Annotated in this window: 12 protein-coding genes; 5 read left to right on the forward strand and 7 right to left on the reverse strand. The window is 71.1% G+C overall.

Annotation, left to right across the window (positions count from 1 at the left end):
* The coding region (locus ACIHEI_RS22790; protein ID WP_396607864.1) for an arginine deiminase family protein at nucleotides 1–761 on the reverse strand (761 nt) is incomplete at its 3' end.
* A 102-nt stretch (nucleotides 762–863) separates the two neighbouring features.
* Complete coding sequence (locus ACIHEI_RS22795; RefSeq protein WP_396607865.1) at nucleotides 864–2,360, reverse strand: APC family permease; 1,497 nt, start codon at nucleotides 2,358–2,360, stop codon at nucleotides 864–866.
* Nucleotides 2,361–2,774: 414 nt separating this feature from the next.
* Between ACIHEI_RS22795 and ACIHEI_RS22800 the strand changes: the two genes are divergently transcribed.
* Nucleotides 2,775–3,401, forward strand: a complete 627-nt coding sequence (locus ACIHEI_RS22800; RefSeq protein WP_396607866.1) for a GNAT family N-acetyltransferase — start codon at nucleotides 2,775–2,777, stop codon at nucleotides 3,399–3,401.
* A gap of 69 nt (nucleotides 3,402–3,470) precedes the next feature.
* Here ACIHEI_RS22800 and ACIHEI_RS22805 read toward each other — a convergent pair whose 3' ends face one another.
* Complete coding sequence (locus ACIHEI_RS22805; RefSeq protein WP_396607867.1) at nucleotides 3,471–4,412, reverse strand: S8 family serine peptidase; 942 nt, start codon at nucleotides 4,410–4,412, stop codon at nucleotides 3,471–3,473.
* A 341-nt stretch (nucleotides 4,413–4,753) separates the two neighbouring features.
* Between ACIHEI_RS22805 and ACIHEI_RS22810 the strand changes: the two genes are divergently transcribed.
* Complete coding sequence (locus ACIHEI_RS22810; protein ID WP_396607868.1) at nucleotides 4,754–9,121, forward strand: PQQ-binding-like beta-propeller repeat protein; 4,368 nt, start codon at nucleotides 4,754–4,756, stop codon at nucleotides 9,119–9,121.
* A gap of 116 nt (nucleotides 9,122–9,237) precedes the next feature.
* Here ACIHEI_RS22810 and ACIHEI_RS22815 read toward each other — a convergent pair whose 3' ends face one another.
* The 4 genes from ACIHEI_RS22815 to ACIHEI_RS22830 form a co-directional block, all read right to left on the reverse strand.
* A complete protein-coding gene (locus ACIHEI_RS22815) occupies nucleotides 9,238–9,906 on the reverse strand; it encodes a class F sortase (protein ID WP_396607869.1) in 669 nt (222 codons plus the stop codon).
* An 82-nt stretch (nucleotides 9,907–9,988) separates the two neighbouring features.
* A complete protein-coding gene (locus tag ACIHEI_RS22820; protein WP_396607870.1) occupies nucleotides 9,989–11,833 on the reverse strand; it encodes a putative Ig domain-containing protein in 1,845 nt (614 codons plus the stop codon).
* A gap of 310 nt (nucleotides 11,834–12,143) precedes the next feature.
* On the reverse strand, nucleotides 12,144–12,944 hold the full coding sequence (locus ACIHEI_RS22825; RefSeq protein ID WP_396607871.1) for an ATP-binding cassette domain-containing protein: 801 nt from the start codon (nucleotides 12,942–12,944) through the stop codon (nucleotides 12,144–12,146).
* A gap of 78 nt (nucleotides 12,945–13,022) precedes the next feature.
* Nucleotides 13,023–14,159: a TetR/AcrR family transcriptional regulator gene (locus tag ACIHEI_RS22830; RefSeq protein WP_396607872.1), complete on the reverse strand. Its 1,137-nt coding sequence runs from the start codon at nucleotides 14,157–14,159 to the stop codon at nucleotides 13,023–13,025.
* A 119-nt stretch (nucleotides 14,160–14,278) separates the two neighbouring features.
* On the opposite strand from ACIHEI_RS22830, the gene ACIHEI_RS22835 reads away from it, so the two are divergent.
* Genes ACIHEI_RS22835 through ACIHEI_RS22845 form a run of 3 tightly spaced genes read left to right on the forward strand, consistent with a single transcriptional unit; the run spans nucleotide 14,279 to nucleotide 19,284 of the window.
* A complete protein-coding gene (locus tag ACIHEI_RS22835) occupies nucleotides 14,279–15,493 on the forward strand; it encodes a glycoside hydrolase family 1 protein (protein ID WP_396607873.1) in 1,215 nt (404 codons plus the stop codon).
* A 25-nt stretch (nucleotides 15,494–15,518) separates the two neighbouring features.
* A complete protein-coding gene (locus tag ACIHEI_RS22840) occupies nucleotides 15,519–16,790 on the forward strand; it encodes an MFS transporter (RefSeq protein WP_396607874.1) in 1,272 nt (423 codons plus the stop codon).
* A 37-nt stretch (nucleotides 16,791–16,827) separates the two neighbouring features.
* The gene (locus tag ACIHEI_RS22845; protein WP_396607875.1) at nucleotides 16,828–19,284 is read left to right on the forward strand and encodes a beta-glucosidase; all 2,457 of its coding nucleotides are present in this window, start codon (nucleotides 16,828–16,830) and stop codon (nucleotides 19,282–19,284) included.
* The last annotated feature ends 229 nt before the right edge of the window (nucleotides 19,285–19,513 follow it).

Consider the following 19,513-nt stretch of genomic DNA (forward strand, 5'->3'; position numbering starts at 1 on the left):
TGCGCGGTGCCGGTCAGGAACAGCTGCTGGGTGAGGGTTTCGACGGCGGTGGCGGTGGTGCGCTCGCCCATGCCGATCATGACGACGCCCGGGGCGAGGACGTGGACGTCGCCGCCCTCCACGGTGAGGCCCGCGGGTGCGGTGGTGCCGTCGAGCAGCGGGGGCGCGGTCTCGGCGAACAGCGGGTGGAAGCGGTAGATCGCGGCGGTGTGCAGGGTCTCGCGCCGGCGGGCCGGCTTCGCCATCGGGTTGAGGCTGTAACGGGCGCCGATCCAGCAGGAGTTGTCGCGCGGGAAGAGGTGGTTGGGCAGCGGCGGGAGGGCGAAGTCCTGGTCGCCGAGGGTGTGCCAGTGCAGGCTGTGCGGGTTGTGCAGCGGGAGGTCGTTCTTGAGGACGCCGCCGATCAGGTACTCGGCGAGCGTGGCGCCGTCGAGCTGTTCGCACAGGTCCCGGACCGGTTCGACCAGGGCCGGGCCGACGATGGCCGGGGCGGCCACCCGGTCGAGGAGCCAGGCGCGGGCCGGGGCCAGGTCGAGGGTCTCGGCGAGCAGGTCGGTGTAGTGGTGCACGCGCACGCCGTGGTCGCGCAGCACCTGGGCGAAGGCGTCGTGCTCCTCCCGGGCGCGCTTGGCCCACAGGATGTCGTCGAACAACAGGTCGTCGACGTTGCCCGGGGTCAGCCGGGCCAGCTCCAGGCCCGGTCGGTGCAGGATCACCTGGCGCAGGCGGCCGGCTTCGGAATCGACACGAAGGGTGGACATGAGGGTTCTCCCGGGGGTTCGGTGCGGGTGACGCGGGGTCGGACGTTCGGTGCGGGTGACGCGGGGTCGGACGTTCAGTGCGGGTGACGCGGGATCGGACGTTCAGTGCGGGTGACGCGGGGTCAGCGCGCGGCGCAGGACGGCCGGCAGGCCGGCGGGGCGGGTGCGGGCGGCCTTGCGGGGCGGTCCGGGGCGTTCCGGCGCGGTGACGGTGGGTGGGGTCGCGGTGTCCGCGGGCGCCTCGGCGACGGTCCGGGCGTTCGGCCGCTTCAGCCAGACGTAGACCGGGATGCCGAGCAGGATCGTGAACAGGCCGTAGTAGACGGTCTGGTAGCCGCTGCCCTGGATCGACCAGTACGAGAAGGCGAGCGCCAGGACGGTGACGGCGGTGTCCCGCACCAGGCGGCGGCGGTCCAGTTCCTCCCGCCCGCGGCGGACCAGCCAGAACAGCTGGGCGGCGGCCGAGACCAGGTACGGAACAACGGCGGTGAGCACGCTCAGCAGCACGATCTCGGTGAACACGCGGGTGAAACTGGTGTAGCTGATCACGGTGAGCACCGAGGCGAGGACGGTCGCCGAGAGGATGCCGAAGGCGGGCACGTCGCCGCGGCCGCGGGTGCCGGCGAAGGCGGCCGGGAACAGTCCGTCGCGGGCGGCGGCCATCGGCATCTCGGCGCAGATCAGCGTCCAGCCGTTGAGCGCGCCGAGCCCGGAGATGATCGCCGCGACGGCGACCAGGTTCCCGGCCCAGTGCCCGCCCGCGATGTTGTTCACGGCGTCGGTGAACGGAGCGGCGGACGAACCGAGTTGGGCGTGCGGGACGGTGCCGAACACGGCGAGCGTGCCGAGCAGGTAGATCGCCGCGCAGGCGAGGGTGCCGTACACGGTGGCCCTGGGCACGTTGCGCTTCGGATCCCGCACCCGGCCGGCCGCCACCGAGGCGGTCTCCAGACCGATGTAGCTGAACAGCGCGATCGCCCCGGCCGCCGAGACCGCGCCCAGCGCCGAGCCGCCACTGGCGTTGAACGCCCCGAAGTTGCCGGACTTCACGAACACCAGGCCGACCGTGGCCATGAACGCCAGCGGCAGGAACTTCAGCACCGTGGTGACCACCTGGAAGGCCCCGATGCTGCGCACGCCGGCCAGGTTGACGAGGGCCGGCAACCACAGCCCCGCCAGCGCGATGGCGACCGAAGCGCCGGTGTGGTGGCCCTTGTTGACGAACACCTCGACGTAGCCGACCCAGGCCACCGCGATGGCCGCGTTCCCGGCCCAGGCGGTGATCCAGTAGGACCAGGCGGTCAGGAAGCCGGCGAACTCGCCGAACGCCTCCCGGGCATAGACATACGGACCGCCACTGCCGGGCACCCGCTCGGACAATCGCCCGAACGTCACCGCCAGCGCCAGCGCACCGACGGTCACCAGCACGAACGCCACCAGTGAGATCGGCCCGTAGGGCGCGAGGGCCGACGGCAGGGCGAAGACCCCGGTCCCGATGACGCTGCCGACGACGAGCGCGGTGGCGGCCGGGAGCCCGAAGGTGCCGTTGCGCTGCGGCGGTGCGTCGGCCGCGGGCTCTCTGCGATCGGATACGGACATCAAGGGCTCCTTTGCCGGGACACCGGAGGACGGGGACCCGACCGTGCCGGGTGCCTACAGTGGAGATCCTCCGCCCCCGGCCGGGCGCCGCCCCAGGGCCAGGGGTCCCGCTTCCCCCGCCACCGGTCCCGCCCCCCGCACCCCCGTGGTCCCGAACCGCGGCCCCGCCCGCGCGGGCCGACAAGTCCACGACCAGGCGGTGTTGATCGGATGTCCACTCACCGCTGGTTCACTGCGAGCACCGACCCCTTCGAGGCCCCGGGAGGACCAACAGTGGTCGAGCGAACGGCAGTCGGCACGGCCGCGGCGGGCGGTACTCGCGCGCGGCCCCGCACCGGCGGGCGGCCCGACTTCCCGCCCCACCCACCACTCCGTGAGGGCCCGACGATGAATCGCCCGCCCGTGCCTCCGCCCGTGCCCCCGCCCGTGCCCCCGCCCGCGACGCTGCCTGCCCTGGAGACCGCCCGCGTCCGGCTGCGCGACCACCGCGCCGACGACCTCGACGCCCTGCGCCCGGTCTGGGGCGACGCCACCGGGATGCGCCACCTGTCGACCGGCGTCATGGACGACACCCGGATCCGGCGCAGGCTGGCCGAGGCCGTGGCGACCGCAGCCGAGACACCGCGCCGGCACTACCAGTTGGCCGCCTGCCTCCAGGGCGACGATCGCCCCGTCGGCGGCATCCGGCTCTCCGTCGAGGACGACACCACCGGGTACTGCGGCGTCCTCACCATGGCCCGGCACCTCCGCGGCTCGGGCTGCGCCCCCGACATCGGCTGGCTCATGCTCAAGCTCGCCTTCGCCGAACTCGGCCTCACCCGGGTGTGGAGCATGACGTCCCTGGAGAACACCGACGCGATCCGCGCGATCACCCGCTTCGGCTTCACCCCCAACGGCGAGACCGAACGCTACTTCCCCGAAGCCGACACCACCATGCGCCTGCTGACCCTGGAGGTCACCGCGGCCACCTGGTGCACCATGCCGGTCCCGCCCGGCCCCGGGCGTTGCCGCGCACGGCCTGACGGGGCGTCAACTCCGTGATGAATCGGTGGCGGAGGTGCCGGGCGGCCTACGACGGCGAGGTGCTCGCCCGGGACGGCGTCGTCTGCGTCACGCTGAACTACCGACTGGGCCGTTCATGTCGACGCCCGCCGCAGGCGCTCGTACGCGGTCCAGGCGTTCAGTAGCGGCGGTACCACCGAGCGCCGTACGCCGTGGAGGGCGGCTGCGCGGATTTCGGACGGGGTGGCCCGGGGGAAGCAGGAGCAGGAGGGCGAGGGTCCCGGTGACGAAGGGGACGGCCACGCTGGTGCCCGCGAGGGCGAGTGGGCGCTCGCCGGGGTTCAGGTGCACCACGGCCCGGCCCGGTGCGCCGAGGCCGCGGGTGCCGATCGAGCTGCCGAGGTTGGAGAGGTCCATCGGGCGGTTCCGGGTGTCGTAGGCGACGACCGGGATGGTCCAGGGGTGGCGGATCAGGACGGAGCTGCCCAGCCGGCCCTGGTTGCCGGCCGCGACGACGGTGAGTACGTCGTGCGCCGCCGCGTGGTCCAGGGCGGCCGTCAGCTCGCGGTGCCCGCTGCCGGACGGCCGCTCGGGCGCGACGCTCAGGTTGAGCACCCGGGCGCCGGCGTCCACGGCCTCGACGACGGCGGCGGCCAGTTCCTCGGCCGGGGCGCTCAGCGGACCGGCCCGTGCGGCAAGCGGGTTGGCTCGGTGGCCCGCGAAGATGGGACGGATCAACAGGGTGCAGTCGGGGCAGATGCCCGGCGCCGGCGAGGCGCGGTCGGCGCTCAACACGCCGGCGACGAAGCTGCCGTGCACGCAGGGGCCGTCACCGGCGCTCGCGCAGAGCGACCCGCCGGCGGCGTCCGGCCGACCGGGCAGAATGCGCAACCGCCGCCCGGCGAAGGCGGGTTGCTCGACAGCGACCAGGCCGTCGAGCAACCCGACGGCGACCTCCGGCCGCCCGGCAGTCCGCGCCATCAGTGGCCCGAGCCCGATCAGGTCGAGCGGCCTCACCGGCGCGGGTCCGGCGGGCAGCGGGCGTGGCATGGAGCATCTGTATGTACCCCGGTCCGGAGACGAGTTCGCAGTAACACGTGGGTTTCGGGGCGTAAACCTCCTTGGTTGGTGAGCCCGCGGACCGGCTCTGCCGTCGCGCCTCCTCCAAGCTGAACGTCTTCCGGAATCCGTCCGACTCGGGCGCCACCACCCTGAACCCGGCGAACCCGTGAGGTCACAGCGCACAGCCACAATCCGGCGGTGTCGGGCGTTGAATCGCCGGGAACACTGGAGGTTGGACCGGGATGTGGCCGGCAGGTTCAGGCCGTGCCCGGTGAGCTCTTGCCAGGGTGCGAGGAGTCGGACATTCGGGCGGGTTTGGGGGAGACGCCATGCGACAGGGCGCGTTGCTCGCGGGGCGGTACAGGCTGGAGTCGGTACTCGGGGCCGGCGGAATGGGGGAGGTCTGGAGGGCGTCCGATACCGAACTCAAGCGTGAGGTCGCGGTGAAGTTCCTGTTGCACGGGAACGCGGACGGCGGTCTCGATGCCCGGTTCCAGCGCGAAGCCGTCGTCGGTGCGGCTCTGCAGCACCCTGGCATCACCGTCGTCCACGACACGGGCCGGCACGAGGGGCGGCCATTCCTCGTGATGGAGTTGCTGCAGGGACACCCGCTCTCCGCGGTGCTGGCGTCGGCGCCGGGCCCGCTGGCCGTTGACGTGGCGGTCGGACTGGCCCTGCAGGCAAGCGAGGCGCTCGGGGTCGCGCACACGCATGGAGTGGTGCACCGCGATCTCAAGCCCGGAAACCTCTTTGTGCAGCCGGACGGTCGGCTGAAGGTCTGCGACTTCGGCATCGCTCATCTGCTGGATGCGACCAGGGCGCTGACCGGTACGGGCCTCGCCCTCGGCACCCCGTCCTACATGGCTCCGGAGCAGTGGCTCGGCGAGGCCATCGACGGCCGGTGCGATCTCTACGCGCTCGGCTGCGTTCTGTACGAAATGCTGACCGGTCGGCCTCCGTTCACCGGGAAATCGCCGTACGCGCTGATGCGGCAACACGTGGAGGAGACGCCGTCACCGCTGCCTGGTGGGACGGGCATCCCGCTCGGCCTGGCACAGCTAGTTCTGGCCCTGTTGGAGAAGAACCCTGAGAGCCGCCCTGCCACTGCGGACGACGTGGCCCGGCAGCTGAGGCGGATCGCCGCCGGGCGGGGCCCGAATGCTGTCGCACCGGGCGACCCCCATGCCACTTCGACAGGGAGATCCCAGGCGCCCGTCGACGATGCTCTGCGCAATCTTCTGCTGGAGGCAGCCACGGAGCTTCGGGAGCTGCCACAGGCCTTCGAGGCCCGCTGCACGGTGGCGCGCGCCGCGGCGAAGACCGATGCCGAACTCGCCCTCGGGCTCCTTGAGGAGGCCGAGGTCGGTACGCAACTGGGCTATCCACCCGATTCGCTGGTTGGCCTCGCGCGACTGGTCAAGATGGCAGCAGAGATCGCCGACTTCGCGCCGCGCCGCGCCGCGCGCATAGCCGGCGAAGCGGCACCGCTGGTTTTTGAGTATTGGACGGACATCCACGATTTTGCTCGTCGAGATCTCTTCCGCGCATTGGGGAGGACGGTACCGCGGCTCGCCGTCGAACTGGCGATTCGGCACCGCCGGGCCGGATATCTGGAGTATGTCATGGGCGAGATCGCCGAGTGCGACCAAGCGCTCGCAGAGTCGGTCATCGGTGGCTTCAGCGAAAGGTCAGGGAAGCGAGACTACCTGGCTGTTGCTACCTTCCGGCACTTTCTGAAAAACTTCCCGGTTCGAGCAGAGGCGTTCGCGCTGCGGCATCAACTACGGGACGGGTGGGAACGAGACAGGGAGCTTGCACTCGCTTGGGCCCGATTTGATGCCGGAAACGCTCAGCGGATAGCTGCAGCGATCTCCAGCCATTGGAGCCGGATCGATACCCTGTGCGAAATCGCCGCCATCAGCGCTGCGCACGACCCGGAGAAGGCGCGCGCCATTGTGGAGGAAGCCGTCAAGGTGGCTTCCTGGGCGGCCCAGGACATTGCCGGGGAGCTCCAGGAGAAGGCGGCATTGAAGGTCGAGGTGTCGCAGCCGGTCGCGGCGGCCCGTCTGATGAACGAGGCGGCTCGAGTTCTTCGCATGGACCCGGTCGGAGGAACGGGAAAGGAGGATCTCGACAAAAGGCTGCGCAGTATCGCCGAAACACGCCTGCGGATCGACTCGGCGAGCTCCGGCGTTGGCATGGTCGGCAGAAAGACATTGACAATTGCCGAGGCCCGGCGCCGAGCCGAAGAGATCCGGCAGTCGGACGACCGCGTTGAGCGCGCCACGGCACTTGCCCGGCTGGTGGAAGAGTGCCTCCCGGCGGAGCGTACATGGCTACCGCAGGTCCTTCAGGACCGCGGAGGGTCCGCTTCGCGCGGGGACACAGCGCCGGTGCAGAGTGAGCCGGGCGAGGCGCAGGCAGCGCGCGGATACTGGCACACGCATCGAATGTCCAAGGGCGTGGCCTACTGGGGTACTGAGGACGAGCACCGGAATCCGACGATTGGCGCGACGCGGATCGATGATGGGACCACAATATGGTCCGTCGTCCTGAAGGCATCTCGGCGGAGTTCGCGGCGGCGGGCGTACCGGAGAATCGGTGACCTGAGCCTCTCGGAACGTTGGGTCCATTGCACGGTGAAACTTCCCGGAGATCACGGTTCCGGGAATGAGCTGACTCTTTTCGCTATTGACCGGGAGAGCGGCCGCGTCGTGTGGCGTCGGAGCCTCCCCCAGGTCGCTGAGACGGCGTTTCCGAAGATCGTTCTGGATGAAGGTGTACTCCTTCTTGTCTTCGAGCCCGAGGGTGCCCTGGGAGCTGATTTCTTCGCATTCGACACGCAGACGGGGATTCGGCTGTGGCGCCACACCGTCCGCAACGAGAGTGTAAAAGTCAGTCTGACTGCTCGCAGGGTCCTGCTGGATATTCTCGGTGATTACGTCTGCCTTGATCGGGCCATGGGAGCCACTGTGTGGAAGTCCAAGGGGCTGGCGCGGGCCAACGCCGTGGGGAGTGACGGGATAGGTTCACCGCTGTTCGTGCAGGATAGCTTGGCCGCAGTCGGCACAGTGTCGGCAGAAGACGGAGCCAAGGGATGGTCGCATGACTTCCTTCCGTGTAAGGATTTCTCGAGCTGGGAATTTTCCGACTATCACGATCTGGTGGACCGGTGCACGCCGAGATGTGCTGTGTGGAACGACACAATCGTGGTGCTCTCCCGCATCGATCACCACACGCAATACGAGGTGGTGACGGTCCTCCACCTGGCGACCGGCGCGACAGTCTGGGAGTGCGCCATCGCCAAGGCGCCGACGGCCTCCTGGTCGTGGAACATCAGACAGCTCGCACTGCAGGACGAACTTGTGCACGTGGTGTACGCCGCGCAATCCGGCTCCGCCGGCACCTTCCAGGTTCTGTCCCTCGATCTGGGCACCGGACACAGGGTCTGGGAGCGGACGCTGGTGGCCGAGAGAACGGACTCGCCACCCTTCACCTTCGAGCCGGGGCTCGTCATGTTCCGCACCCCGGACGATCAAGAACCTGATCGGAACCGCCCGGCGTCCCTCACTCTTCCCGTCTGCGCGCCACCGAGTGCCGAGGATTCCCGTCTCGGTGCGGACAGATGGATTCCCGGAACCGCTCCGAGGATGCTCGAAGCCGCAAGCCAGTCACGTCAGTTGTTGTGGCGGGCCGAGGCCGGCGTGGTCGGGGGCCTTGTGGTGTCCGGCCACGGCCTGTACTTCCAGTACGCGGACGAGACAGGCAGCGGCGACGGCGTCGTCGACGTGCAGACCGGGACCAGGCAGTGGAGGCGCCCCGGCAATGAGGGGACCTCCACTGACGCCATCGCCCTCGACGGGAGGATCTACCGTCCGCACGAGGGCGGCGGACTGTATGTCATCAAGCCACGCAACGGCTCCCGCAAGCTGCTGCGTGAGCAGTATCCCGGAGGAATCGTCGTTCAAGGGGACGTCGACAACCGCGCTTTCATCGCATCCAAGGGCCGTGTCTCGGCGATGGCGGACGGCCGTGAGCTGTGGTCCACCCAGACTCATGACGCCCCGTCGGACGGCTCGCTGCTCGCTGTGGGTGAGGACCTGCTCTGCCTCAACAGCAGCCCTCTCGGAGCCGGCCATCCAGCGACCTGCCTCAGCGCCCTCGCGGTGTCGGACGGTCAGCCCGTCTGGCACTTCGATTGCGGGGACCTGCCGACCGACGTTTCCTTCGGTGCAGGGCACGTCTTCGCTCATACCGGCACCGCGCTGATTGCGCTGGAGGCAGCCACCGGCACACTTCGATGGCGAGTCGAGCTTCCCTTCCTGCCGCTGGCAGGGCCGAAGCCCGGGTCTCTTGCCGTGGCGTCAGACGTTGTGCTCACTGTCCGGTCCGGCGCACTTCTGGCCTACGATGCCGCGACCGGGGTGCAGCTCTGGGTGAGCCGCTGTTCTCCGGCGAGCGGCCTTCGAGCCGTGGGAGCGGAGGTCCTCTTCCACGACACGGACGCGCTGCACTCCATCGCTGTCCGAACCGGAAAGGCCAACTGGTCGTACGCGATGACATCAGGCGGGGTGCGACCGCTCTTCGACGTGGACCGGATCTATGCCGTCTCCGACGACGGAGCGGTGTCGTGTCTTCAAGTCCCTGATGCACCAGCGCGACCGCCACGTGAACGGTGGCGTCGACTGTTCGGCTGACCGGACGACAAGGTGATCGCCGGGACCACCTCGCGGCAGTCCCCCCGGCGGTAGGCCAGTGAGCGGCGAGGCTGTCCGGCCTCTGCCCAGCCACCTTGCGCTGCGGGACCGGGGCGCTACTGCTGGGCGCTGTTGTAGGGCGGGGCGAGGTGGGCCGTGATGACGAAGTTGTCGACGGCGGGGGTGTTGTCGGGTTTTTCGAGGCAGGTGAGGACGACCAGGCGGCCGGGGATGTCGGACCAGATGGTGGTGTCGTTCGGGAGGTCGGATTTGGGGATGGTGGTGGCCCGGTCGACGACGTAGGGGGTGTCGCTGACGTCGATGATGGCGCCGGGGGCGACGTTGGAGGTGCCGGTTTCGGTGGCGAAGAGGTAGTTGCCGGGACCGACGGCGCCCCGGCGGAGGGAGTGCATGGCCACGTAGACGGTGCCCTCTTCGGGGGCGGTGGGGGTGCCGAGGTTGGTGATGCGGTAGGCGGCGGTGAAGCCGGGGGGGACGACCGAGCCGGCGACCTCGTTCATGGTGCCGAGGGGGACGTCGAGGCCGACCGAGGGGACGATGAAGCGGCCTGCGCCGTCGGGCTTCGCGTCCTGTTGTCGGTGCTGCTCCGGGGGGAGTTCGGCGCCGGGGTCGAGCTGGACGGGCCTGCCGTTCATGTCGACGCCCACTTCGGTGGTGGCGTGGTCGTGGTGGGTGAGGGCGTAGTGGCCGAGGAGGGCGGCGCCGGTCAGGGAGATGGCGGCCAGGAGCAGCACCAGCCATTCGGCGCGGCGGGTCAAGGTCATGGGCGTTGCTGCTCCTCGACACGACCGCCCGCCGGCCCTGGGGGACCGGCGGGCGGTGCGGGATCGGGTGGGACGTGGTGGGTCAGTGGCGGCGCTTTCTGCGTCGCAGGGTGAGGGTGGCCAGTCCGGTGGCGGTCGCCAGGAGCGTTGCCGCGCCGGTGACCGCCCAGGCCAGGGGCGATGCGCCGGTGAGGGCCAGCGAGCCGCCGGTGTCCACGGACGGGCCCTCGGGGTGGGGGCCGCGCGAGGGCTTGTGGGTGGGCTCGTGGGTGGGCTTGTGGGTGTGAGTGGGCTTGGGGGTGGGGGAAGGGGTGGGGCCGGGCGGGGTGATCGGCAGCGCGGTGCCGGCGGACCCGGAGGTGAGGGTGACACCGTCGGGCTGCAGGCCGGACGCGGTGGCGTTGTTGTGCAGGGTGCCGCCGGCGGTGATGTCGGCCTCGGTGGTGGTGTAGGTGGCGGTGCAGTGGGTGGAGGCTCCCGCGTCGAGGGTGCCGCCCAGCGGGGTGGGGGCGCAGGTGACCGGGCCGAGCGGACCGGTGCCGGAGAACTCGATCTCGTTGATCGCCAGCTCGGTCAGTGGCACGTTGCCGTTGTTGAGGACGTCGAAGGCGTACGTCACGACGTCACCGGCCGCGGTGAGTTCGGTGATCGGCCGGCCTTCCGCGTCCGTGGCGGTCGCGGTCTTGGCGAGCGACAGTCCCGGAGCCGCCGGGTTGATGACGATGGTGTACTCGCGCGTCGAGGTGCCGTCGACGGGGTCCGAGACCTGGACGGTGAACGTGTAGCTGCCCGCCGCGGTGGGGGTGCCGGTGATCGTGCCGTCCGGGTTCAGCGTCAGCCCCGGGGGGAGTTCACCGGCGACGAGTGTCCAGGTGAGCTGCGGGTTCGGGTTCTCGGTGGTCGCCTCGACCACGTCCGAGTAGGGGACGCCGACGGTGCCGTCGTGAAGGAACGGGGTGGTGATGCACGGCGGCTGGGTCAGGCCGCCGAACAGGTTCTGGTTCCAGCCGGAGAAGGTGTTGCAGATCAGCGTGGTGGTCGCGGCGGCGCCGGAGTAGCCCGCGATGCCGTACCCCCAGAAGTCGCGCAGCGGCGGCTGGATGGGCGAGCGGCTGATGTCGTTGTAGGAGATGGTGATGTTCGTGCCGCCGGTGACGTTGATCCCGATGTCCGCGCCGTCCGGGCCGGCGATCGTGTTGTGGTCGACCGTCAGGTTGTTCGCGGTGAACAGCAGCATTCCGGTGGAGCTGCTCGCCGAGTTGTTGGCCGTGTACGTCAGCACGGTGTTGTTGGTGAAGGTGCCGCCGGAGTTGAAGTACTGGACCGAGTTCTGCGCGATGTTGCCGGTGATCGGCGGCGGGGGTAGCGGGATGTTCATGTCCGGCGGGCCGAGGGTGGAGCCGGTGACGTTCATGGTCGCGGCGCCGTTGGCGGTCAGTCCGTTCTTCTGGAAATCCGCCACGTTGACGTCGTTGACCGTCACGGTCTGCGGGCCGCCGCTGGTGGCGTCCACCATGATGCCCTGACCGAAGTTGTAGGTCTGGTGCCGGGTGATGCCGATGACCGTCACGTTCGTCAGCGACCCGGACGCGGACAGGAACCTGATGCCGAAGTAGGCCGCGTTGGTGCGGGAGTCGTTCGGATCCCGGGGCAGGTAATTGCCCTGCACCGTCAGGTTCTTGATGTTCATCGTGGTGGCGCCGGTGGCGTTGCTCAGCACCGCGCCCATCAGCGGGTCGGCCAGGGAAGTGTCGGTCGCGGTGATGGTGTGGCCGGCGCCGTCCAGGGTGTACCCGTCCGGGATGGTGAGGTTGTCCGTGGTGGTGCAGTCGCCGGTCAGTGTGATGGTCGTGCCCGAGGTGGACGAGGCGGTGCAGACCGTGCGGATGTCCACCGTCGCCGCCGAAGCGGGAGAGGGAATCCACACCAGCGATCCCGCCGCCACGACGCAGCCGATGGCAGCTGCGCTTAAACAGCGGCGCCGGCCGGACCGCCGTCCTTGTGGGTGCGGGTGTGAGGACGCGGCATTCGTGCCGAATTGTGACGCTCTGATAATCATCATGTGACAACCTCCCCCGGCAGGCTAGGACCGGGACAATCAGGGCATAGGCCAACACTCCGGACGCCCGGGCCGCCCTGACGGCCAATCACCCGTTCGCCGTCCAGGGAGGACGACGAACGGGCTGGGGAAGGCGACGAACGGGCCGGGGGTGGCGAACGGGTCGGGGAGGTGTCGGCTACGCGGGGCGCCGGGCGGGGATGGCGCGGTCGGCCTGGAGGTGGGAAGTTCGCGGAACAGGCCGTCGTGGTGGGCGAGTTCGTTCCAGGTGCCGGTCTGGACGATGCGTCCCCGGTCGACCGCGACGACGCGGTCGGCGAGGCGGGCGTTGGCGAGGTTGTGGGTGACGAGCAGGGTGATCCGGCCGGGGGCGGGGCCGCGCAGCGAGTGCAGGATGCGGTGCTCGGCGCGCGGTCCGAGGTCGGAGGTCGGAGGTCGGCTCGTCGGGGATGAGCAGGCCCGGGCGGCGGGCGGTGCGGAAGAAGGCGCGGGAGACGGCGGCGCGTTGCCAGCCGCCGCCGGAGAGTGCGGCGCCGCCCTGCCGGCCCTGGGCGAGCAGCGTGCGCCAGCCCGAGCGCAGCCGGGCGACGGTCTCGTCGAACCCGGTCAGGGCCGCGGCCGCGGTGACGGCGGGGGCCGGGTCGCCGTCGTACTGGCCGAGGTGGACGTTCTCCGCCGCCCGGAGCGGCCGGCGCGCGAACTCCTGCGGTACGAGGGCGACTTGGCGGAACAGGCCGTCGGCGTCGAGGTCGTCGATCGGGAGGCCGTCCCAGCTGATCGTCCCGCCGCCCGGCTGCGGCAGGTACAGGCCGGAGAGCAGCTTGAGCAGGGTCGACTTGCCGGGCGGCGTGCTGCGTCCTTGGGGGGGGGTGTCCCGATCCTGGCAGGGCGCGTTCGGCGCGTCGGGCGTGGCTCGGACGGGCTCACTCGATCCGGGTAAATCCGCGTCGGCCCCGGCGAGTTGGTGGATGTCGATCACGCCGATGCCGGTCGGGCGTGGCGTGGCCGGGGGCTGCGGCGGGGTCGAGATGGTTTCCGCGTGGAAGCCGTCCGACGGTCAGGGGGTGTGGGGCGGGAGGGGGCCGGTGAGGAGGGCTTCGAGGTCGGTGTCGGCGGGGTCGTAGAGCGAGGCGATCAGGGCGCCGAGGGTGAGGGCGACGAGCCATTGGGCGGTGGTGGCGGCGGCTTCGCCGGTCAATTGGGTGGTGGTTTCGAGGTGGTGGGTGGTGAGGGTGAGGCTGTGGTCGAGGAGGGCGGCCATGTGGTCGTGGGCCGGGTGGGACGGGACGGTGGCCTCGCAGATGAGGACGATCTCGGCGGCGGTCTGCCAGCGGGGGCGGTTGCGCAGGGCGAGCAGTCCGCTGTTGAGGTCGGTCCCGGTGGGGGCCGGGGCGGTCAGCTCGGCGACGACCAGGTCGAGGAGGGCGCGTTTGGTGGGGGCGACGTGGACGAGGGCGGCCTTGGTGAGGCCGGCCTGGTCGGCGACGGCCTGCATGGACGTTCCGTAGTAGCCGTGGTGCGCGTAGAGGCGGGCGGCGGCTTCTACGGTCCGGGCACGCGGGGAGGGGTCTGACGGTACGTCAGGAATGGTAGAGGCGAGGGGAGTTGGAGGTATGGCGGGCGGGATGCCGTTGGTGTGCAGGTCGTTCTCGTAGGCGGCGATCCGGGCGGGGATGTCGATCCGGTCGGGGAAGTAGAGGGAGAGGATCTGCAGGCCGTCCCAGGCCGCGCCGAGGCGGTGGACGGCGAGTTTGACCGCGCGCGGGTCGCCGCCGAGGGGGCCGAGGGCCTGGACGGCGATGCGGGTGCCGATGACGCGGCGGCGGCGCATGAGGTCGTGGCCGGGGTGTTCGGGGCTGGTGGCCTCGCCGAGCAGGGCGGTGAACAGGGGGATCCAGCCGGGCGCGGCCTCGTTGCGGCGGGCGGTCTCGGCGGCGGTCGGGAGTGGGCGTGCCGGGTCGGTGCTGCGCCAGTCGTCGTGGTCGCGGTCGAGGCGGGCGACGAGGGCGGTGAGGATCTCGGCCTTCGAGGAGAAGTGGCGCAGCAGGGCCGGGTGGGAGATCCCGGAGGCGGCTGCGATGTCGCGCAGGGAGGTGGCCCGGTATCCGGTGCTGATGAACAGTTCGTGGGAGGCGTCGAGGATCCGCTCGACGCGTTCTCGTCCGGTCCGGTAGCTGCCCCGCTTGATCGCCATCGCCCCAGTATCGCGGCTGTTCCGGGTCTTCCCAAAAGCTACCACCAGCGTGGTAGCTTTTCGCTCATCGGCGCGGACGAGCACGAACGAGCACGGACGGGCCCGGACTTAGGAGCAACATGGCCGGCTTGCGCGAGGACTTCCTCTGGGGTGCCTCCACCTCCCCCCACCAGGTCGAGGGCAACAACGTGAACGCGGACTGGTGGGCGCTGGAGAACGCCCCCGACTCCCCGCTCCCGGACCGCAGCGGCGACGCCAACGACAGCTACCACCGCTACGCCCAGGACATGGGCCTGCTCGCCGAGGCCGGGCTGAACAGCTACCGCTTCGGGTTCGAGTGGGCGCGGATCGAGCCCGCGGAGGGGCAGTTCTCGCTCGCCGAGCGCGACCACTACCGGCGCATGGTCGATACCGCCCTCGAACTGGGCCTGAAGCCGGTCGTGACGCTCCAGCACTTCACGCTGCCGCGCTGGTTCGCCGAGTCCGGCGGCTGGAAGCGCCCCGACGCCGCCGAACTCTTCGCCCGCTACATCGAGTTCGTCGCCCCCGCGCTGCGCGACGTCGAGTGGGTCTGCACCATCAACGAGCCGAACATGCTCGCCGTGTTCGCCAGCGTCCAGGACACCGTCATGCAGATGATGGGCGCGCTGGACGCCGACGACCCGGAGCAGAAGGCGAAGATGGCCGCCGCGCTGGGCCACGTCAGCCCCGACCAGGAGCTCGGCGAGATCCTCGCGCAGGTGCACCGCCGCGCCGTCGACACGGTGCGCCGGACGACGAACGCCAAGGTCGGCTGGACGGTCGCGCAGCAGGCGTTCACCCCCACCCCGGGCAACGAGGACGTCTTCGAACGTGTCCACCGGACCTGGGAGGGCTTCTACCTCGAGGCCGCCCGCGGCGACGACTTCGTCGGAGTGCAGGCCTACACCAGCCAGCCCGTCGAGGCGGACGGCCCCGTGCCGCACCCCGCCCACCCCGACAACACGCTGACCGGCTGGGCCTACCGGCCGGACGCGCTCGGCATCGCGCTGCGCCGCGCCTGGGACGAGGCCGGCGGCATCCCGCTGCTGGTCACCGAGAACGGCATCGCCACCGACGACGACACCCGCCGGATCGCGTACACCGCCGAGGCGCTCGGCCACCTGGAGGAGGCCGTCGCCGACGGCATCGACGTGCGCGGATACCTGCACTGGTCGGCGCTCGACAACTACGAGTGGGGCCGCTGGGCACCCACCTTCGGCCTGATCGCCGTGGACCGGGAGACCTTCGTCCGCACCCCCAAGCCGAGCCTCGCCTGGCTCGGTGCCTGCGCCCGCCGCGGCGGCCTGAAGTGACCGCGGGTCGGACTCGGAGAGCGAGATGAGCGCGGAAGCCACCGCACCGGCCGAAGACAACGCGGCGGAGGGCCAAGTGCGCGCTGTGCCGCAGGAGTTGCGGCGGCTGTTTCGCGCGGCCCCGTTCGTCGCGGCCGTGGCGCCGATCGCCTACGCCCTCTCGGTCTACTACATCGCCATCCAGGTCGAGCAGTTCGACCCGGACGCGAAAGCCGGGAACCTCGCGGTCATCAACGCCGTGGCCGCCGTGGCCGCGATGGTGGCCCAGCCGATCGTCGGCGTGCTGTCGGACCGCACCCGCAGCCGGTACGGCGCGCGCCGGCCCTGGATGCTGGGCTGCGCACTGCTCGGCGGCGCCGCTCTGGCCACCAGCGGGCTGGCCCCGAACGTGGCCGTGCTGACGGTCTGCGTGATGTTCGTCCAGTTTGGGTTCAACGCTTTTCAGGGCCCGTTCTCCGCGCTGATGCCCGACCGGGTCCCGGAGCGGCTGCGCGGCCGGTACTCGACCGGCGTGGGCCTCGGGCTCGTCCTCGGGGCCGTGGTCGGACCGATCCTCGGATCGGCGTTCGCCGACCACATCCCGCTCGGCTACGCCGTCCTCAGCGGCCTCCTGGTACTCGCCGTCGTGCTGTTCGTGGCCCTCGTGCCCGACCGGGACAACCGCGACGAGCCGCGCCGGCCGTTCTCGCTGCGCGCCTTCCTCTCCGCGTTCTGGGTCAACCCGGTGCGGCACCCCGACTTCTTCTGGGGCTTCGCCGGTCGCCTGCTGCTGTTCGGCGGCTACGCGATGCTGACCACCTACCAGCTGTACCTGGCGCAGGACTACGTCGGCCTGTCGATGGACGACGCGAAGCGGATCGTCCCGCTGCTCGGACTCGCCTCGCTGCCCGGCATCATCGTCTCCACGGCGATCGCCGGTCCGCTGTCGGACCGCCTCGGACGGCGCAAGCCCGTCGTGCTCGTCGCGGGACTGCTGATCGCCCTCGGCGCGGTCGTTCCGCTGGCCCTGCCGACCGTCCTCGGCCTGGCGCTGTCCAACCTGGTGGTGGCGACCGGCTTCGGCGCGTTCGCCTCGGTCGACCAGGCGCTGATGAGCAGCGTGCTGCCCGATCCGGACGACTTCGGCAAGGACCTCGGCGTCCTCAACCTCGCCGCCACCCTGCCGACCGCCGTCGCGCCGATCGCGGCAGCGGGCATCGTGCACGCCTTCGGCGGCTACGGCGCGCTGTACCCGGTGGCCGGCACCGTCGGCGTCCTCGGTGCGCTCGCCGTGCTGCCGATCCGCGGCGCCCGCTGAGCCGATCAACTCCCAACTCCCTTGAAAGGACGCTGTGATGGTCACCTCCCCGCACCTCACCGCACTGCTGGAGCGCCTCACCCTGGAGCAGAAGGTCCGGCTGCTGACCGGCGCCTCCGTCTGGTCGCTGCACGAGGAACCGGCCGTCGGCCTGCGCTCCATCGTCGTCTCCGACGGCCCGACCGGCGTGCGCGGCACCGCCATGGACGACCGCGACCCGTCCGCCAGCCTGCCCTCGGCGAGCTGCGTCAGCGCCACCTGGGACCTGGAGCAGGTCCGCCGGCTCGGCGCGCTGATCGCCGCCGAGGCCCGCGCCAAGAACGTCGACGTGGTGCTCGGCCCGACCGTCAACCTGCACCGCTCGCCGCGCGGCGGACGCCACTTCGAGGCGTTCAGCGAAGACCCGTACCTGACCGGCGAGTTCGGCGCCGCGTACGTCAGCGCCGTGCAGGCGCACGGCGTCGCGACCACCGCCAAGCACTACGTCGCCAACGACGCCGAGACCGACCGGTTCACCGTCGACGTCCGCGCCGACGAGCGGACCCTGCGCGAGCTGTACCTCGCCCCGTTCGAGCGGATGGTCGACGAGGGTGCCTGGCTGGTCATGTCCTCGTACAACTCCGTCAACGGCGCCACCATGTCGGCGAATTCGCTGCTGCGCGACCCGCTGAAGGACGAGTGGGGCTTCGACGGCGTCGTCATCTCCGACTGGACGGCCGTCCGCGACACCGAGCCGTCCGCGAGCTCCGGCCAGGACCTGGTGATGCCCGGCCCCGTCGGACCGTGGGGCGAGGCGCTGGTCGAGGCCGTCCGGGCCGGACGCGTCCCCGAGGCCGCGATCGACGACAAGGTCGCCCGGCTGCTGCTGCTCGCCTCCCGCGTCGGCGCCCTCGAGGGCGCCGCCCCCGTCGTCCCCGTCGAGCGCTGGGACGACACCGCGATCGCCGAGCTGCTGCGCGAGACCGCCGCCGACGGCATGGTGCTCGCCCGCAACAACGGCATCCTGCCCGTCGAGCCCCGGGACGGCCTGACCGTCGGCGTGATCGGCCAGCACGCGCTGCGCGCCCGCGCCCAGGGCGGCGGCTCCGCCACCGTGTTCCCGCACCACGTGGTCACCCCGCTCGACGGCCTGCGCGAGGCCTTCGGCGCCGACTGCGTCCGGTACGCGCCCGGCCTGCCGCCCACCGACGAACTGCACGTCTTCACCCGGGACTTGGTGACCGACCCGGTCACCGGCGGCGAGGGCGTCCACGTCCGCTACCTCGACCAGGACGGCGCGGCGTTCAGCGAGGAGAACTTCCCCTCCGGCCGCCTCGCATGGCTCGGCGACCCGCGCCTGCTCCAGGCCGCCCGCATCGAGATCACCACCCGCCTCACCGCCGACCGGGCCGGCCGGTGCGACCTCGGCTTCGCCGGAATCGGCGGCTTCACGTTCGAGATCGAGGGCGAGAGCGTCAGTACCGAACCGCTGGCCCCCGTCGGCGACGACCCGGTCGTGGCCGTCCTCAACCCGCCGACCCGGGTGTTCCCGCGCGAACTGGCGGTCGGCCAGACCGTCGAGCTGCGGCTGACCTGGACCCCCGCGCCGATGGGCGACTTCCCGTTCGGCGTGATCCAGCTCGGCTACAAGGACGTCTTCGGCGACCCCGCCGAGGAACTCCGGCAGGCCGTCGAGACCGCCGCCGCCAGCGACATCGCCGTGGTGGTCGTCGGCACCACCGAGGCCATCGAGTCCGAAGGCTTCGACCGGCCCGGCCTCGCCCTCCCCGCCGGCCAGGACGACCTGGTCCGCCAGGTCCTGGCCGCCAACCCGCGCACCGTGGTGATCGTCAACTCCGGTTCCCCCGTGGTGATGCCGTGGCTCGACGAGGCGGCGGCCGTGGTGCTGTCCTGGTTCCCCGGCCAGGAGTTCGGCGCCGCCCTCGCCGACGTCCTCACCGGCACCCGCGAGCCCGGCGGCCGACTGCCCACCACCTGGCCCGCCCGCGAGCAGGACGTCCCCGTGTGGAACGTCGAGCCGCAGGACGGCCGACTCGCCTACACCGAAGGCCTGCACATCGGCTACCGGGCCTGGCTCCGGAGCGAGCAGAACGGTGGCAACGCCCCCGCGCTGCCGTTCGGTCACGGCCTCGGCTACACCAGCTGGCAGCTCGGCTCACCGGTGGTGAGTGCGTCGGGCGACCGCCTGGTGGTCGAGACGGAGGTCGTCAACTCCGGTGCGCGGCACGGCAAGCAGGTCCTTCAGGCCTACCTGTCGCGCCCCGGATCGGCGATCGAGCGGCCGGTCGCCTGGCTCGCCGGATTCACCGTCGTGCGCGCGGACGCGGGCGAGCGGGTGCGCGCCCGGATCGAGATCGCCCCGCGCGCGTTCCAGCACTGGGACACCGAGGCGCACGCCTGGGCGACCGAGACCGGCCCGTTCACCCTCCGGATCGCGACCTCCGCCGCCGACCCCGGCCACACCGTCACGGTCACGCCGGTGAGCGGCGAGTAGCCGGGGCCACACCTGGGCTCCCCTTCCTGCCCTCGCGCCTGGGGGCGGGGAGGGGCAAAACGCTGCGGGACCGGAACCTGACGGACGATCCCGCAGCAACTCCCTTACGACCAGCGGGTCGTAGGGGCCCGTCCTGCCCACGCGCCTGAGGGCGGGACGGGACAGGTGCTGCGGGGCCGGAACCTGACGGACGGCCCCGCAGCACCCCAACGGACCCACTCGGGTTCGA

This window comes from Kitasatospora sp. NPDC051984 (assembly GCF_044593455.1).
Classification (GTDB): domain Bacteria; phylum Actinomycetota; class Actinomycetes; order Streptomycetales; family Streptomycetaceae; genus Kitasatospora.

Coding starts and splice junctions, on each gene's coding strand:
- ACIHEI_RS22810 (WP_396607868.1), top strand. CDS start 4,754: ATGCGACAGGGCGCGTTGCTCGCGGGGCGGTACAGGCTGGAGTCGGTA.
- ACIHEI_RS22835 (WP_396607873.1), top strand. CDS start 14,279: ATGGCCGGCTTGCGCGAGGACTTCCTCTGGGGTGCCTCCACCTCCCCC.
- ACIHEI_RS22805 (WP_396607867.1), bottom strand. CDS start 4,412: ATGCCACGCCCGCTGCCCGCCGGACCCGCGCCGGTGAGGCCGCTCGAC.
- ACIHEI_RS22845 (WP_396607875.1), top strand. CDS start 16,828: ATGGTCACCTCCCCGCACCTCACCGCACTGCTGGAGCGCCTCACCCTG.
- ACIHEI_RS22795 (WP_396607865.1), bottom strand. CDS start 2,360: ATGTCCGTATCCGATCGCAGAGAGCCCGCGGCCGACGCACCGCCGCAG.
- ACIHEI_RS22815 (WP_396607869.1), bottom strand. CDS start 9,906: ATGACCTTGACCCGCCGCGCCGAATGGCTGGTGCTGCTCCTGGCCGCC.
- ACIHEI_RS22840 (WP_396607874.1), top strand. CDS start 15,519: ATGAGCGCGGAAGCCACCGCACCGGCCGAAGACAACGCGGCGGAGGGC.
- ACIHEI_RS22830 (WP_396607872.1), bottom strand. CDS start 14,159: ATGGCGATCAAGCGGGGCAGCTACCGGACCGGACGAGAACGCGTCGAG.